At 69.6% G+C, this 14,856-nt stretch carries 21 protein-coding genes; 5 read left to right on the top strand and 16 right to left on the bottom strand.

Features of this window, described 5'->3' with window-relative positions; genetic code table 11:
- The first annotated feature begins 94 nt into the window (after positions 1-94).
- Positions 95-2,704 (top strand): helix-turn-helix transcriptional regulator, encoded by a 2,610-nt coding sequence (locus tag RM445_RS27810; protein ID WP_311559834.1) that lies wholly within the window; start codon positions 95-97, stop codon positions 2,702-2,704.
- A gap of 95 nt (positions 2,705-2,799) precedes the next feature.
- Here RM445_RS27810 and RM445_RS27805 read toward each other — a convergent pair whose 3' ends face one another.
- Complete coding sequence (locus RM445_RS27805) at positions 2,800-3,723, bottom strand: amidohydrolase family protein (RefSeq protein WP_311559833.1); 924 nt, start codon at positions 3,721-3,723, stop codon at positions 2,800-2,802.
- Positions 3,724-4,095: 372 nt separating this feature from the next.
- Between RM445_RS27805 and RM445_RS27800 the strand changes: the two genes are divergently transcribed.
- Together RM445_RS27800 and RM445_RS27795 are read left to right on the top strand one after the other, a co-directional pair.
- The gene (locus RM445_RS27800; RefSeq protein ID WP_311559832.1) at positions 4,096-4,977 is read left to right on the top strand and encodes an STAS domain-containing protein; all 882 of its coding nucleotides are present in this window, start codon (positions 4,096-4,098) and stop codon (positions 4,975-4,977) included.
- Between the two features lie 64 nt (positions 4,978-5,041).
- Positions 5,042-5,314: a hypothetical protein gene (locus RM445_RS27795; RefSeq protein WP_311559831.1), complete on the top strand. Its 273-nt coding sequence runs from the start codon at positions 5,042-5,044 to the stop codon at positions 5,312-5,314.
- 4 nt (positions 5,315-5,318) lie between these two features.
- Here the strand turns inward: RM445_RS27795 and RM445_RS27790 are convergent, their stop codons facing one another.
- Entirely contained in the window at positions 5,319-5,669 is a 351-nt protein-coding gene (locus RM445_RS27790; protein ID WP_311559830.1) for a hypothetical protein, read from the bottom strand.
- A 141-nt stretch (positions 5,670-5,810) separates the two neighbouring features.
- Between RM445_RS27790 and RM445_RS27785 the strand changes: the two genes are divergently transcribed.
- A complete protein-coding gene (locus tag RM445_RS27785) occupies positions 5,811-6,149 on the top strand; it encodes a hypothetical protein (protein ID WP_311559829.1) in 339 nt (112 codons plus the stop codon).
- Positions 6,150-6,193: 44 nt separating this feature from the next.
- Here RM445_RS27785 and RM445_RS27780 read toward each other — a convergent pair whose 3' ends face one another.
- From RM445_RS27780 to RM445_RS27765, 4 genes are all read right to left on the bottom strand, one after another.
- A complete protein-coding gene (locus RM445_RS27780) occupies positions 6,194-6,589 on the bottom strand; it encodes an STAS domain-containing protein (protein WP_311559828.1) in 396 nt (131 codons plus the stop codon).
- The gene (locus RM445_RS27775) at positions 6,576-6,749 is read right to left on the bottom strand and encodes an STAS domain-containing protein (RefSeq protein ID WP_311559827.1); all 174 of its coding nucleotides are present in this window, start codon (positions 6,747-6,749) and stop codon (positions 6,576-6,578) included. Before RM445_RS27775 ends, RM445_RS27780 begins: the two co-directional genes overlap by 14 nt.
- A gap of 123 nt (positions 6,750-6,872) precedes the next feature.
- Positions 6,873-7,952, bottom strand: coding sequence for a sigma-70 family RNA polymerase sigma factor (locus RM445_RS27770; protein WP_311559826.1), 1,080 nt, complete (start codon positions 7,950-7,952; stop codon positions 6,873-6,875).
- 76 nt (positions 7,953-8,028) lie between these two features.
- Positions 8,029-8,376, bottom strand: a complete 348-nt coding sequence (locus RM445_RS27765; RefSeq protein ID WP_311559825.1) for a hypothetical protein — start codon at positions 8,374-8,376, stop codon at positions 8,029-8,031.
- Between the two features lie 338 nt (positions 8,377-8,714).
- On the opposite strand from RM445_RS27765, the gene RM445_RS27760 reads away from it, so the two are divergent.
- Complete coding sequence (locus tag RM445_RS27760; protein WP_311559824.1) at positions 8,715-9,050, top strand: hypothetical protein; 336 nt, start codon at positions 8,715-8,717, stop codon at positions 9,048-9,050.
- A gap of 108 nt (positions 9,051-9,158) precedes the next feature.
- Here the strand turns inward: RM445_RS27760 and RM445_RS27755 are convergent, their stop codons facing one another.
- The 10 genes from RM445_RS27755 to RM445_RS27710 are packed head-to-tail and all read right to left on the bottom strand — an operon-like array spanning position 9,159 to position 14,793.
- On the bottom strand, positions 9,159-9,449 hold the full coding sequence (locus RM445_RS27755; protein ID WP_311559823.1) for a gas vesicle protein K: 291 nt from the start codon (positions 9,447-9,449) through the stop codon (positions 9,159-9,161).
- A complete protein-coding gene (gvpJ, locus tag RM445_RS27750) occupies positions 9,446-9,619 on the bottom strand; it encodes a gas vesicle protein GvpJ (RefSeq protein ID WP_311559822.1) in 174 nt (57 codons plus the stop codon). The genes RM445_RS27755 and gvpJ (RM445_RS27750) overlap by 4 nt, the downstream gene beginning before the upstream one ends.
- Positions 9,616-10,383 (bottom strand): GvpL/GvpF family gas vesicle protein, encoded by a 768-nt coding sequence (locus RM445_RS27745; protein ID WP_311559821.1) that lies wholly within the window; start codon positions 10,381-10,383, stop codon positions 9,616-9,618. The genes gvpJ (RM445_RS27750) and RM445_RS27745 overlap by 4 nt, the downstream gene beginning before the upstream one ends.
- Complete coding sequence (locus RM445_RS27740) at positions 10,376-10,765, bottom strand: gas vesicle protein (protein ID WP_397469409.1); 390 nt, start codon at positions 10,763-10,765, stop codon at positions 10,376-10,378. Before RM445_RS27740 ends, RM445_RS27745 begins: the two co-directional genes overlap by 8 nt.
- Positions 10,762-11,109 carry a gas vesicle protein GvpO gene (gene gvpO / locus RM445_RS27735; RefSeq protein WP_311559820.1) on the bottom strand — a complete coding sequence of 116 codons (348 nt, stop codon included), beginning with the start codon at positions 11,107-11,109 and terminating at the stop codon, positions 10,762-10,764. Before gvpO ends, RM445_RS27740 begins: the two co-directional genes overlap by 4 nt.
- Before the next feature lie 36 nt (positions 11,110-11,145).
- On the bottom strand, positions 11,146-11,376 hold the full coding sequence (locus tag RM445_RS27730; RefSeq protein ID WP_311559819.1) for a gas vesicle protein GvpG: 231 nt from the start codon (positions 11,374-11,376) through the stop codon (positions 11,146-11,148).
- A gap of 3 nt (positions 11,377-11,379) precedes the next feature.
- Positions 11,380-12,126, bottom strand: coding sequence for a GvpL/GvpF family gas vesicle protein (locus RM445_RS27725; RefSeq protein WP_311559818.1), 747 nt, complete (start codon positions 12,124-12,126; stop codon positions 11,380-11,382).
- Complete coding sequence (gene gvpJ, locus RM445_RS27720) at positions 12,126-12,554, bottom strand: gas vesicle protein GvpJ (protein WP_311559817.1); 429 nt, start codon at positions 12,552-12,554, stop codon at positions 12,126-12,128. The genes RM445_RS27725 and gvpJ (RM445_RS27720) overlap by 1 nt, the downstream gene beginning before the upstream one ends.
- A 3-nt stretch (positions 12,555-12,557) precedes the next feature.
- Entirely contained in the window at positions 12,558-13,772 is a 1,215-nt protein-coding gene (locus tag RM445_RS27715) for an SRPBCC family protein (RefSeq protein WP_311559816.1), read from the bottom strand.
- Positions 13,765-14,793: a hypothetical protein gene (locus tag RM445_RS27710; RefSeq protein WP_311559815.1), complete on the bottom strand. Its 1,029-nt coding sequence runs from the start codon at positions 14,791-14,793 to the stop codon at positions 13,765-13,767. The genes RM445_RS27715 and RM445_RS27710 overlap by 8 nt, the downstream gene beginning before the upstream one ends.
- Positions 14,794-14,856: the final 63 nt, after the last annotated feature.

Genomic DNA, 14,856 nt, shown 5'->3' with positions numbered 1-14,856 from the left:
TGATTACCTTGACGGGGTTCATAGCATCAGCATCAGCGGGGTCGGCCCCCGGCCGACTGGTCGAAGTGAACAGTTCCTCGCAGGGAGGTGCCCCGTGCGGTGGCCCGCCCCGACGATCGAGGTGTTGGACGACGCCGCGGCGGCGGCCCGAGCGGGCACCCCCACCGTGCTAGCGATCGAAGGCAGGGCCGGGTTCGGGAAGAGCGCCCTGCTGCACGCGGCCATAGCGCGGCTCGACGGCTTCCACACCCTGCGCGCGTACGGCGAGCAGAGCGCACAGGACGAGAGGTTCCAGCTCCTGCAGGAATGGCATGCAGAGACAGGGTCAGTACAGCCGCGCAACATGATGCAGGCAATGCGGCTGCTCGGCCAGGTCGTCGACAACCGGCAGCTCACCGGCCCGGTCGCGCTCGTGGTCGACGACCTGCAGTGGATCGACCCCGAGTCGGTCGACACGCTGACCGCGCTCGTGGAGCGCGCCGCGGGCGACCGGCTACTCGTCCTCGTCGCGCACCGTCCGCTCGGCAGACGGCACCCCGCATGGCGCCGGCTCGGTGCACCGACCGTCCATCTCGACGGGCTGGACATCGACGGCTCGACGGCCCTCGTCGCGTCTGTTCATCCCGACGCGCCGGTCCACCTCGCCGAGCAGCTACGCGCGCACACGGGTGGTAGCCCCCTGCACATGCGCGCACTGCTGCAGGAGCACTCGTCGCAGACGCTGGCGGCGCTGGCCGCCCGTGGCGAGCTGCCCGCGCCTGCCGACCTCGCCGCCGCCGTCCACGCCCGCCTTGCCGAACTCGCCCCGGACGCGGCACGGCTGCTGCACGCCCTCGCCGTGCTCGGCGACACCTTCACCGATGTTCCGACCGCGGCCGCGGTCGGCGGGGTGACCGATGCCGACACCGCGGTCGAGGTGCTGGCGGACGAAGACCTGCTTCAGCTTGACCGGACATCGGCCGTCCCCCGGATCCGCATCGTCCACGCAGTGCTCCGGGCCGCCGCCTACGAGACGATCCCCGTCTCGGCGCGGCGCGGCCTGCACCGCGCCGCGGCTGCACGGCTCACCGGCGCCGGCGACCGGTTGCGGCACCGCCTCGCCGCGGCTCCCGGCCCCGACGAAGGTCTCGCCGTTGACCTCGACCGGCACGCCGACGACCGGCACAACCGCGGCCTCTTCCGTGAGGCGGCGCGCTACCGCCGCCTCGCCGCCGGCGCCACCATGGCGGTCGCGGCTCGGGAGCGGCGTCTGCTCGACGCCGAGATCGAGGCGATCATCGCTTGCGACTTCGACGAGGTCTCCGTCACCGAGCTCGACGAGCACGCGAGCGCCCACCGGCGCTTCGTGCACGCGCTGTGGCTCTCCGCCACCCGCCGATGGGTGCGAGCCGGCCGCGTGCTCGACGCCCTCGACCCCGACGACCTCGACCCGATCAACGCCTACCGGGCGCGAGTGATCCACGGCTGGACGACCTTCGCCTCAGGCCGGACGCCGGCGCACGCGCTGGCGCCGCTGCAGGCGGCCGCAGCCGCACCGGTGCAGGACGGCGCCTTCCGCCGGGTGTTCCAGATGACCTACGGCCAGGTCAAACAGGCCGGCGCCGGCCGCGACGACCCGGTGTGGGGGGTCGACGACCTCAAGGGCGTGGACCGCGCCGCGCTCGCCGCCTCACCCGAGGGACTGGCCCGGTTGTCGTGGCGCGGCGCGGTTCTTGCCGTCTCCGGGTCCACCGCAGCGGCGATCGGCGACCTGACCGTCGTCACGCAGCGGCTGGACGAGGGCGCCGCGGACCTCGACGACGGTGTTTTCCACGCCTTCCTGGGATTCGCGCAATGGTGCAGCGGCGAGTGGCGGCGCGCGTCGATCAGCATCGGCCTGGCCCTGGCGGCCGGCCCGCGTCAGGTGCCGCCGCACCCCATTGTGCTCGCGATCGCCCCGCTGGCGGCGGTCGTCACCGGCGACGACCCGCGGCCGAGCCTCGCCCGCAGCCGGGACGCCCGGCTCGCCGGACCGATCCCCGGTGCGATCTACACCGGCGACGTCGCCGAGATCGCCGCACTGGCCTTCACCGGAACCCCGCAGGACCGGCACGACTGGCGGACCCGCCGCACCGCGGACTTCGGCGCCCCCACCCTGCCGACCACCAGGAGAGCCCCCTCGCTCTGGCTCATGGCGATGGGCCTCGGCGCCGCCTGGGCCGGCGACGCCGACGCCACCGACGCCTGGGCCGACGCCCTCGCCGCACAGCAGAAAGGCGAGTGGCAGGCCAACGCCGCGGACTGGCTACGCGCGCGTGCCGGTCGGCTCCGCGGCCACTTCGCGTCGGTCAGCGCCCTAGCCCAGGCCGGTCTGCCCGGCCTCGACTCGTTCGCGGCCCTGGCACGGATCGACGCGGCACGCCAGACGGCCGACGCCGAGGTGCGGAAGCAGGCAGCGCTGGCACTGACCCGACTCGACGCCGGGCGCTACACGACAATCCTCCTGCCGCAGGCGACCGTGCCGGACGACCCGCTCGCTCCCCTGTCGGATCGAGAACGCGAGGTCGCCAAGCTGCTGCTGGAAGGACTCAGCTACGCCCAGATCGCGAAGGAGCTCTTCGTCACCCGCAGCACGGTGAACTTCCACCTGTCGAAGGTGTACGCGAAGACCAATACATCGAGCCGGCACCAGTTCGTACAGCTCCTCCGCCCGGTCCGAGCATGAGTCAGGCGCCGCCCGCGACAATCCAGGCACCACGCGCCTGGGCTGCTACGACACCCAGTCAACCTGAACATGGGAAACGCGGTCGGTCCCTCGGCTCACGAGAGCGCGTACTGACGCTGCGCGCACCCCGCGAAGAAGTCGTGCTGCTCGTCGGCCGCGAAGCCGTCGAGAATGGCGGACATGGTCTGGAGGAGTTCCTCGGCGCTCCACAGGAGCCGGTCCACGGGTAGGTGAGTAGCGAACATGCAGCGCCTCGGCCCGAAGATCTCCAGTGCCCGGCGGACCCACGGCTCGATCGCGGTCCGTGTAGGGCCGAACAACAGCGCGAGGCCCTGCATCTTGAGCGTGACGTTCGGGAACTCGCTCACCGTCTCAAGCCGCTCGGCCCAGCGCCGGAAGCCGTCAGCGGAGTGGTCGAGCGGCCACCCGACGGCTTCGAGCACAACCGGCGTCTGGGGGAACGACCGGAGGAGCTCATGGGCGTCGGGTAGCTGTTCGTCGTAGACGAGCAGATCCCAGACCAGGTTCGTCTCGGCGACCCGCTCGAAGCCGTGCAGCCATCGTGGGTCTGTCAGGAAGTCGGGCCGTGCGCCGAGGCGTTTCCGTGGGTCCGCGGCCCAGTAGAGCGGTTGGCGGACCCCGCGGACCACGGGTCGGTCTTGGTAGTGGGCGAGCGTCTCGCCGAGGGTGTCCGAGGTGAGGTCGACGGCGGCGACGAATCCGTCCGGGCCGGCACCGGAGTCCGCGCAGCGCTGGATCCAGGTCGCCTCGGCCACAGGGTCCGCCGCGCCGAACTCACACGCAACCGTCTGCATCACGCTCAGCCCCACGAGGTCCGAACGATACGCGGCGGGGTCGTAGTCGTGGGCGATGTCGTAGTAGTTGTCCAGGAGCGCCTCGAGGACCGGGCTACGGGTCCGGATCCACGGATATTCGACCTCGCCGAGGGCGAGCAGATGGTGGTGGGCGTCGACCACCTGGATCCTGGCTCCGCTCGCGGTGTCGGTCGCACTCGCCACGAGCACACCGTAGACCGGCAGTCCGGCCGGTCCGGGGACGTGGACCTCGACATCGCGGTGAGGTCGATGACGACGTAGATCCGCTTTGCGCCAGTGATCGTCGCCGACACGGAGACAACCATCATGGGCTCCGCATCCGACGGCTCCGCCGCCTCTACGACCGCTGCTCTCGCGGACCGGACGGCTTCGCCTCGTCGACGGGCGGAGATCATCGTCATGCGCCGGCCGGTAACGAGTCCTCTGTAATAGGCGCTGCACCCGCAGCGAGCGATCGGACAAGGGCGCTATCCGCCCGCGGGACCTTCCTTCGGTTCCCGCGGATCGATGGTCGGCCACCCCCGCTCGGGGTCACTGAGAGAGGCGAGGACAGGCGTGGCGAACAGCGGGCCCGGACCGGGCGATGATCAGCAGGTCTGGGGAGACCACGCGGCGTTGCTGCCCGAGTTGGTGTCGCATCTGCAGACCAACCGCACGTCGCTGCGTGAGCAGTGGGCGAAGCGGATCACCGACGCGCGGCTGCTGTCGGCGATGACCGCACAAGAGGTGTTCACCGAAGTCACCTCGGTCTACGACAACTACGTCGCAGTCCTCGAGACCGGCAGCGTCGAAGAACTCCGCCGCTACGCCCGCGACCTCTCCGAACGCATCATCCCCCGCGGAGTCGAAACCGACGAAGTCGTCGGCATCGTCCTGCTCCTCCGCGACGTCCTCGCCCGATCCCTGTTCGAGAAATACCGCGACGACTTCGACCTGCTCAACCGCGTCCTCGACGCCTACGAACCCGCCGCCAACCGCATCGCCAACACCGTCGCAGTCAGCTTCGTCGAACAACGCGAACGCGTCATCCGCCAACAACAAGACTCCATCCGCGAACTGTCCACCCCCGTACTCCAAGTCCGCGAACGACTCCTCATCCTCCCCATCATCGGAATCCTCGACCGCCCACGCGCCCAACAACTCACCGACCAACTCCTACGCGGCATCCGCACCCACCGCGCCAAAGTCGTCGTCATCGACATCACCGGCGTCCCCGACGTCGACGAAGCCGTCGCCGACCACCTCGTCAAAGCCGTCGACGCCTCCCGACTCATGGGCGCCAACGTCATCATCACCGGACTGTCCTCAGAAATCGCCCAGACACTGGTCACGATCGGGGTGGACCTCACCAAGATGAACACCGTCGGCGACCTGCAAGGCGGCATCGAAGAAGCCGAACGAACGCTCGACATCACAGTGACAGACGACCGGCACTGACTCCGAGGCCCAGTGACCGGTGTCCGCACCCCTTCAACACGACTCTCGAAAGAAGGTGTAGACCATGACGATTTTGGTGACAGTGAGCGTGAATCTGGCAGAGCCGGTTTCTCTGCATGAGCTCAGGAAGTTCTTGGAGACGGTCGAGCAGAACGGTGCAGACGCCGACATGGATCTTCGTGAGTACGACGAGAACAACGACCTGGTCGGCCTCGCCGCCGTCGGCGAGCTGAGTGCGAGCGAGTCGGAGAGCAATGAAAGCGACGAGGGGGAGAGCGCTAAAGTCGAGGAGACGGAGAGCGCTGACGCACAGCCTGACGAAGAATCAGACTGCTGACGGTTCAGTCCCTGTCGACGAATCGCCCCGCCTGCGCGGAGCGCGCGGGGCGCGCCGTCAGTACTCGTAGGAACTTGCCGGATTCGACGACTGCCGACAGGGCAATCCTGGCGGCCAGCACGCTCATTTCAGAAAGCAGCATAAGCGGCGCCGGCGGCAAGGTGTCATTGTCGTCCTGGGCGCGCCTTGGGCCGTCGAGCGGAACCACATCACCCGAGTGATCAGGGGGAACGTCTCCGTCTTCTCGACCCCGAGGCTCCTGAGAGATCTTGCCCGCCGCGGCGCTGAGCTCGATCCAGCGTCGACTCCGCCTCATGGGAAGCTTTTCCCGTTCCGACCCGACGTCACGCTTCATGCCACCTCCAGCCACAGAACTTTTCGCACACCGCAGCGGATCGATCGTACTCGTGTCCGGCGTCGGACATAAGGTGGGCGAGAGCTGAAATGAGCTCATGCAGGCCTTTATCAGTGGCCGTCCTTCAGGGATACTTGGCAGGTGGACCGCCTGGATCAGCTATTTGCCCGGTCTGCACGAGAGATCGAGGCGCACTCGCCGATCCTCGGAGAGACCGAGGCCGGCCAACAACTTCTTCGCGAGTCGGCGTTCCTGCTTGCCGGGCTGCGACTGTGGGCGCAGGATCAGTACAGGTCGGATCGAGCAGTCAGAGATCTACTCGAGAGATGCGACACTCGTGAACTCCACGCGGTCGCTCATGAACTGCGCTCCGGCCACACGCCCGGCGCAGAGGTCGCCGGCCAGTTCATCGTGTCGATCACGGACAAGCCGGCTGCAGAGCTGGCAATTGTTGCGAGCTGCGCCGTGGCGGCACTGTGACCGGATCAGCAGGTCGACCAAGGATCGAAATCGTCGAGGTGTGCTCATCGACCGACGAGGTCGTCGAGCAGTGCAGTCCCTTCTTCGAGATCCAGCGCGGTGTGCGCGGGCTCGAGAGCGAGACCCCACGTCGCCATCGCGATGGCGACCGAGGGCTGGATCCCGACCACGACTGTCTGCGCGCCGCGCAGCCGGGCGGCCGCAGCCAGGCTGCGCAGCGTATGAGAGGCGAAGGAGTCGATGACGTCCAGTGCTGCGACATCGATGATCACTCCGCGCGCTCGATTCCAGCCGATCTGCTCCATGAGGTCGCGCTGGAACCGGACCAGCTGGCTGTCGTCGAGCGCGGTGTGGATGGACGCGACGAGGTAACCCCGTTGCGCAAGGATCGAGACGCGCAGGGGTTCCTGCGTGTCCGTACCCGCGTCAGTGGTGGACATCAAGATTCCTGGTCACTGCGAAGCCGAGCGTTCGTCCGGCTTCTTCGATGCCGCCTTGCAGGTCGCCGACGGTGTTCATCTTGGTGAGGTCCACCCCGATCGTGACCAGTGTCCTGGCGATTTCCGATGACAGTCCGGTGATGATGACATTGGCGCCCATGAGTCGGGAAGCGGCACCGGCTTTGACGGCTTTGACCAGGTGGTCGGCGACAGTGGTCCCCCCAGACCTGCCGACCGCCGCGGCTTCCGAGCCTGCCGTTCATGACGTCTGTCATCGCCTTCCTCACGCGTCGGCGTCCACGGCGTCGCGCCACTTCGTCATGGTCACCGTGGTGCCGACGCCGACCTCCGAGACGATCTCGAACTCGTCCATGAGACGGCGAGTGCCGCCGAGCCCGAGCCCGAGCCCGCGGTACGTGCTGTAACCGTCCTGCAGCGCCCGGGCCGTGTCCGGGATCCCGGGGCCACTGTCCCGGGCGACGATCGTCACCCCGGTCCGGTCGCCTTCGGCGACCAGCGTGATCGTGAGCTCGCCCCGTCGGGCGAACTTCACGATGTTGCGGGCGATCTCCGAGATCGCGGTCGCCAGGAGCGTGAGGTCCGTCGAGGAGAAGCCGGCACGGCCGGCCATCTCACGGCCCTTCTGGCGGGCCGTGACGACGTCCGGGTCGGCAACGATCAGCACCTTCGTCTCGTTGGCGTTGACCGGCGCTGCCCGGCGCTCGAGCAACGGTGTGCTCAACCGAGCACAGAAGTCGCACGAGAGGAGATGCCCGGAGGTGTCCACTTCTCGCTGTCGGCGTCGGTCACCGGCCGAGAGTGCCAGCAGAACGGGCCGGCAGCGATCCGTCGGTGGTTCGGCTCCGCTCTGCGCGAGCAGGTACTCCATACGCAGACGGGCACGGGTCCGATTGAGTTGCGCGGCGATCGCGCCGGGGGTGGAGCGGCGCTGCGCGGCGAGCGATGCGGTGTCGACCCCTTCCACCTCGTGGGCGAGGAGAATCTCCCGCTCCGGCTTGCTCAGGCGCGACAGCGCCGCCCCGACCATCGACGTCTCGTCGTTGCGTAACGTCGCCTCGTCCAGGTCCACCGACTCGTCGTGCTCCACGAGCAGATGGGCCTGACGACGGGCCCGCTCGTCGCGCTGCGCGGCGGTCGCGATGAGATTGCGCGCCGTCACCACGGCGTACGGAGCGAGGGTGTCGCCCTCGACGCGGCTCCGGGCCGCCATCACCCGGGCGAGCGTCTCCTGCACGAGATCTTCGGCCTGATGCGGGTCCTTGACACGGGCGCCCACCACTCGGCGGATGAGCGGAACGAGATCGAGGATCGGGTCTTCGATCTCGGCTTCCGCGCTTTCCACCTGCACCCTCTCCGCCACGTCCGTGGGGCGTCCGCGGGCCGGATCGTAGTCGAGTCCCCGACGACTCGTGCTCACATCAGGCGCCGGCGCCGGAGCGAACCGCGACGACGACGGCCACCACGATCAGCGTCAGCAGGAGCAGCACCAGGACGACCGGCCCGAGGACGAGGGCGAGAACGATCGCGAGGACGACGAGAACCTTCGTCGTGGTGCTCGTCCCCGTGATCATCCCTCGCACCGCACCCCAGATCGGGTTCCGCCCGGCGACGAACGCCGCCAGCCCTCCCCCGGCTGCAGCCGGCAGCAGCCCACCACGGCGTGTCACGTCCTCGAACTTCTCGCTGAGACGGTCCACCCCTGTCAGCGCGGCCCGCAACCCGCGGTCCACCAGTGCGTTCCCCAGCTTCCACAAGCTGGAGGTCAACGGACTACGTCGCGGTGTCGGGACCTCCATCGGGCTTGCAGCCCCGCGACGCCCGACCGGAGAACGCTCTGCCAGAAGCTCATTCATCGGACGCCGTCCGGGCCCGCCTGACCTCCCGGGACTCGCCGACGGGCCGGCGCCGCGGGGGCGCCCGGCGCCGGACGCGGACGACGGGGCGGCTGCGCCTGCCCCGCAGCTGCATCACCGGGGGGACGCGGCCTCTTCCCCGTCTTCCCGCTGTCGACTCCGGGCGGCGTCCGACCGGAGCTCGTGGGCTGCTCGGGCTCCTCCTGCGGGGCCTCCTCGGGCTCCTCCTGCGCGGCCTTACCCCGAACGCGGTGGACGAGGCGGGCGAGCGCATCGAGCAACTGCTGGGCCAACCGCTGGATCAGTTGCAGCAGCACCATCGCGCGGTGGGCGACGAAGCTGAACGACGCACCGACCTTCGCCCGCACCGCGCTGCCCCGCCCAGGACCACCACCCGACCCGGCAGCACCCTTCAGGGGCGTACCGGCGACACGGGCACGCGGCGGTCGCGGCTCCCGCGCCGCGAACTCGTCCAGACGGCCGGCCGTCTGATCGACCTTGCTGACGGCCCGGTCCACCGCGGCCTTGAGGACCTGGTTCCCGGCGGTGGCGAGAATCTGCCGACCGGCGGCACGCGCCGCCTGTGACGCGGCGCCGCGTGGCGCGGCCGTGCCGGTGCGACCGGCAGCACGGCCGGCAACAGTGGAGGTCGAATTCATGGTTCATCCCTTCCTACGGTGTCTCGCCGCCGAGCGTCACTCGGCGGGTGGTGCCAGGAGCCGACCCAACGGCCCGAGATCGACGTTCAGGTCCTCCGGTTCCAGCCCGAAGTGCTGCCGGAGCTCCTCCATCGCCTCTTCCAGGTGCATGAGCCCCAGCCCGAGCCGCTCGACGGTCTCCGCCGGCAGGTCGCCGGCCTCGACCCGGCGCAGCGCCTGCCGCTCCATGAGCTGGCGCAGGAGCTCGACGAGCGTCAGCACGAGCCGGCCCAGATCACGTCCGACCGTGTCCGGCTCGCTCTCGATCCGTTCGGGCAGCGACGTCATGGTTCGACCATCCGGGAGACCGAACTGATGAGGGCCCGCAGAGAGATCTGGATGAGGTCGACTCCGGCGAGCGAGATCGTCACGTCCCCCGAGAGGACCACGCCTCCGGCCAGGAGACGATCAAGAAGGTCGATCAGGTACAGGTCGTCGTCACGCCGGGCGAGAGTCATGATTCCTCCAAGGTGGCGAACGAGTACGGCGCCCAGGGACCGGTCAGCTCGACCTGCAGGTACGGCGACCGCCAATGGTCGACAGCGCTGGTGAAGTTCGACGACGCCGACTGCTCGACGAGGTAGGCCGCATTGAGCGCGAGATCGGGCGGGTGGCCCGACAACCGCGGGTCCTGCAGCACGTAGCGGCGGCTGTGCTCGGCCGACGCCGCGAGCACTCGGTGCAGGTCCTCGACCGCGTCATGCACCTTCCCCCGGAGGCGCGAAGTCCGGTCGCGCGTCTCACGCTTGCGTTGCAGGTACGCCGCCCCGGGGCCGAGCTTCCTGTCGTCGTCGTCCTCGTCCGGTTGGGCCTCGGGGTCCGGCACGGCGAACGCCTTGACGCCCCACTCCTGCCGCCCCCGGACCCGGTCCAGGAGCGCCAGGAACGCGGCCTCGCGGCTGTGGAGCATCGCGCGCACGTTGTCGTCGTCGACGTAGACCGTGGCCAGGCGCAGTGGAGCGACCGGCTCCCGGCGCCACACGGCGTCGACGACGGCGTGGTGGGCGCGAGCCGTCGACGCCAGCCAGGACAGGTCTTCGAGGTTGCGCCGCAACGGTTCCGCCCCGAAACCCAGCGGGTCCACGGAGCTGACGACAGCGGCAAGCCGGTCGGCGACGATGACCCGGACCGGTGCGTCCCCGATCCCCGACAGCCCCGTGGGGAGAACGGTACGAAGGGCGGCTCCGCCGACCGCGTAGAGGTACACGAGCATGTCACTCATCGCTCGCGCTCTCCTGGCTGCGGGTCTTCGAATGCTCGCCGCTGGGCCTGGTCCGCCGCGCCGTGCCCCGTGACTCCAGCGCGCGGACCCGCTCGCGGAGCTGCCGGTTCTCCTCCGCCAGCTCCCGGCCGCCCGAGCTCAGGGTGGGATCGTGCTCCCACCAGTCGATGCCGATCTCCCGTGCCTTATCCACCGAAGCCACGAGCAGCCGGATCTTGATGGTGAGCAGTTCGATGTCCAGGAGGTTCACCCGGATGTCGCCCGCGATCACGATGCCCTTGTCCAGGACCCGCTCCAGGATGTCGGCCAGGCTGCTCGATTGCGGTGTGCTCTCGACGGGCTGCCGGGCGCGTCCGGGCACGGCCATTCCTCCGGAGGTCATCGCCCGCACCTCCGGCTGACGTCACCCCGCACGTAGCGGCCCGTCCTCCGGTACGAGACGAGGTCGCCGTTGGCATCGAGCAGTACCTCGAGAACACCGAGGATGTCCGTCGTATCCGGGATCCGAGCCGTCTCGACGACCTCGACCCCGACCCGCCAACCGCCGTCGGCGGGTTCGATCGAGATCACCCGCTCCGGCCGCCGCCGAACCAGTGCGGCGATCTGTTCCACCGCCCGGCGGGCGATGAACGCCGCCCTCCCCTGCAGACGTCCACCGCCCGCCGCCTCGCGCCCCGCCGAAGCGGCACGGTCCCGGCCCGTTCCAGGGGCGGCTCGGTCGGACATCGGACTCTCCCTCACGCAACTCTGCGGGCGGCTGCGTCAGCCACGCCGGTGCATCAGCCGCTGCAGCAGCTCGTTCTCGATCTCGGTGCACTCCTCCTCGGAGAGCTCACCGCTGCGACGCGCCTCGTCGACCCGATCGAGCTGGGCACGGATGCGGGCCGGGTCGTAGAACTGGTCCTCCGCTTGTTCGAGGACCTGCTCGGCAAGCCACAGGACGCCGCGAACCGGTACCAGCGGCAGCCCGAGCAGCCCGGTCACCAACCCCACCGGTTACTCCTCGTCGACGAAGTCGTACGGAGCGACCGGTCCGAGCAGCCGCAGCCGGATCCGACCGGCCAGGGCCTTCCCGACGCTCTCCACGGCGTCCTCGAACTCCCGCCGGCGCTTCCGCTCGACGAGGAACGCGGTGTTGACCACGTCTTCGGGGGCGGCGAGTGGATTCGAGGCGGTCGTCACCGCGAACGGCCCGAGCCGGTCGACGATCTCTGCGGCCTCGACGTCCCGGCGGTCCTCCAGGGCTTGCACCACCAGCTCGCCCAGCCGCACCCGGTGGTAGTAGGTCGCGTCCTCGGGCAGCGATCGGATCTTCTCCCGCAGCGCGGCGATCTCCGGATCCCCCTCGAGGATCTCGCGCAGCACCGCGTCCTGCTCGTACCGTCCGGTGAGGGTGAACTGGATCCGGTTCTCGAGCCCGTCCAGGAGCGTCAGGAAGCGGTCCTCGTTCGGCGCGAGAAGCTCGTCGACGACGGCATGCTCCTCGACGACGGCCGGGAACCGCATCGGAACGACTGCGGCTCGGCCGGCCACGGCGTCGAGGACCGTCTCGTGGGCGACGAGATCGCCCCGCACCCCGAGAGGACGGCCGACGGGCACGTCGCTGACGATCGCCGCCAGGTGGCCGTGCACGATCGTCGTCACCCGCCCGGAGGGGCCCAGCCCCGCCAGACCCTCGGGAAGGGTGGTGTCGGCTCTCACCAGGCCGTAGACGTAGGTGGGCTTCACCGCGTCGGTCTCCATTATTCCTGACGCTCCCTCGGCCGCTGGCGGACTGGACGCCGGACTTCCTCGCGCTCCTCACGACCGCGGGCCAACATGTCCCCGACGGCGTCGGCAGCAGCCTCGATCACCCCGGTGGTCTTGCCCCTGGCCCCGCCCTCGGTGATCGACTGCACGAGCTCCGGCAGGTCCTTCCCGCCCTTCTCGTACAGGTCGAGCCGGTTGGTCGCCTCGGCGAACCGCAGGTAGGTGTCGACACTGGCAACGACGATCCGGGCGTCGATGGTCAGGATCTCGATCCCGACCAGGGAGACCCGGACGAAGACGTCGATGACCAGGCCCTTGTCGAGGATGAGTGCCACCACGTCGGCGAGGCTGCTCGAGCCCCCGCCTGGGGCGCGTTCGACGGCTCCGTTGCCGGCGCCGCCTCGTTGTGTCGTGACGGACATCGGTCAGCCCCTCGAGCCGGATCGCGCGGGGGCCCGGGCGGCGGTCTCGTCCGGGTAGTCGTCGGCCTCGTCGGCCTCGTCGGCCTCGTCGGCCTCGTCGGCCTCGGCGTCGGGCTCCTCCGCCTCGGAGTACTCCTCGTCGTCGTAGAACTCGTCGTCCTCGGCCGCGGCCGTGTCCTCGTCGTCGAGGTCGTCGACGTCTTCGGTGTCCTCCTCCGTGTCCTCCTCCGCGTCCTCCTCCGTGTCCTCCTCCGCGTCCTCCTCCGCGATGGCGTCGTCGGGTCCGTACGCGTCTTCGTCGGTTTCGTCCTGAGTGGCCGAGTCGTCGCCTTCGGACGTCTCGGTCGCAGCCTGCTCGGCCGCGAGGGCGTCTTCGTGGGTCGTGACGACCTCGCTGTCGCGGATCTCGCCGCGCCAGCCCTCGATCTCCTCCTGGTGCAGGATCGCGCTGGTCATGGCGTGGCGGAGGAAGTGCTTGAACTCCAGACGAGCGCGACGACCCTGCGCGCGCCACAGGTTGCCCGTGTGCTCGAACAAACCCTTCGGCCAGTACTCCATCACCAGCAGCACGCGCGTGCTGTTGGGGCCCAGCGCCGTGAAGGTGACAGCACCGTCCACGTGGCCCTTGGCTCCTGTCGACCGCCACACGATGTGCGAGTCGGCCACCTGCTCGACGGTCGTCGCTTCCCAGGTGCGGCGGGACCAGAAGACCTTCGCCGTCCAGTTGGTCTTCTCGTCGGCTGCCTGCTCGACGGTCTCGACCTTCTTCATGAAGCTGGGGAAGTCCTCGAACTGCGTCCACAGGTTGTAGGTGGTGCGCAGAGGCAGGCCGATGTCGATGCTCTCGACGATGTTGGTCATCTTGAGCTTCTTGGACCCGCCACCACCGCCACCGCCTCCGCCACCGAAGGCGCCCTTCACGCTGCTCCACGCCCTGGCGAAGAAGCCCGGCTTGTCGTCCTGCTCGCCGTCGTTCTCACCGTCGTTCTCAGCGTCCGGGTCGTCGCTCTGCGTCCGGCCACCGGTCATGGCCGCCCGGACGTCACCGCCGCTCGTCGTGACGTCGGTGAGGCGGTCCGCCAGTCCGGAGACCCGCTGAGCCGCCGCGTCCGTGGCTCGCTGGACGAGCAGGCCGAGCAGTTGCTGTCCGGCGACCTTCAGTGCATCGGTCGGCAAGGCGTCGGCCAGCCCGTTCCTGTCGTCGCGCTGCTCAGGCATCGCTGCCCCCCTGGCGTGCCCTCGCCGACCGACCGGAGCGACGTCCGGTGGCCCGGACGGCGGCCGAGCCCGCAGCAGCCGCGCGCGTCCCCGCGGGGTCGCCGGCGCGCCGTGCATTCGCCGCGGTCTTCGAGGCACGTCGACGGACCGGCGGTGGCGCCTCGACCGGGGCCGCGTCCTCCTCCTCGTCGACGGCGTCCTCATCGGTGGGCTCCTCGCCGTCGACGGCGTCCTCGTCGTCGAGCGTGTCTTCGTCCGTGCGCTCCTCGTCGACAGCCGCGTCATCGTCGACAGCCGCGTCGTCGTCGGTGACCGTGTCCTCGTCGACGGCCGTGTCGTCGTCGACGGCCGTGTCCTCATCGACGGCCGTGTCCTCATCGACGGCCGTGTCCTCATCGACGGCCGTGTCCTCATCGACGGCCGTGTCCTCATCGACGGCCGCCTCCTCGTCGATGACCTCGTCCTCGTCGCCGGCAGCGTCGGCACTCACCGTCTCGTCGTCGTACGCGTCGTCGTCCGGGCGCGACCGACCTCTGACCCGTCGGCCGACGTCGCCCACCGACCTACCGACGTCCCCGACCGTGTCCCCCACATCGGTCACCGTCCGGCCGCCGACATCGGTCAGCGATCCGACCCGGCCCACCACCCGCTCGGTGAGGGCCTCGACCTGACGCGTCGCAACCGCCACGGCTGCTGCCTTGCCCGCGTCCAGCAACCGGCCACGGATCTCATCGGTCAGTCGGGTCAACTCGGGAGACTGGCCGAGGAGCTTGGTTCCCTGGGCCAGGAGTTGGCCGGGTCCTCCGGCCTTCTTGCCGGCGGCCATGCCACCGATCATCAGGGCGAGCTTCATCTTCTTGGTTCGGCCCAGGAGATATCCGCCTGCGACTCCCAGGGCCACTCGTACTCCGCACTTCACTGGAACTCCTCCACTCGCTCGGGGGTTCGTCCTGTCGGGTCTTCTCTCTTGTGACTCCGAGTGCGGTCGGACATGACGCGGGACGCGGGAGAAGGTCGCCAACCGGGAGCGGTCAGCAGGTCTACGCTCACGCGTCGAACCGGGACGCGCACCCGAGCCGAGCGG

This window comes from Pseudonocardia charpentierae, from assembly GCF_031845345.1.
GTDB lineage: Bacteria > Actinomycetota > Actinomycetes > Mycobacteriales > Pseudonocardiaceae > Pseudonocardia > Pseudonocardia charpentierae.
The sequence above is the reverse complement of the archived record's forward strand: the minus strand, read 5'-3'. Positions and strand labels throughout refer to the sequence as shown.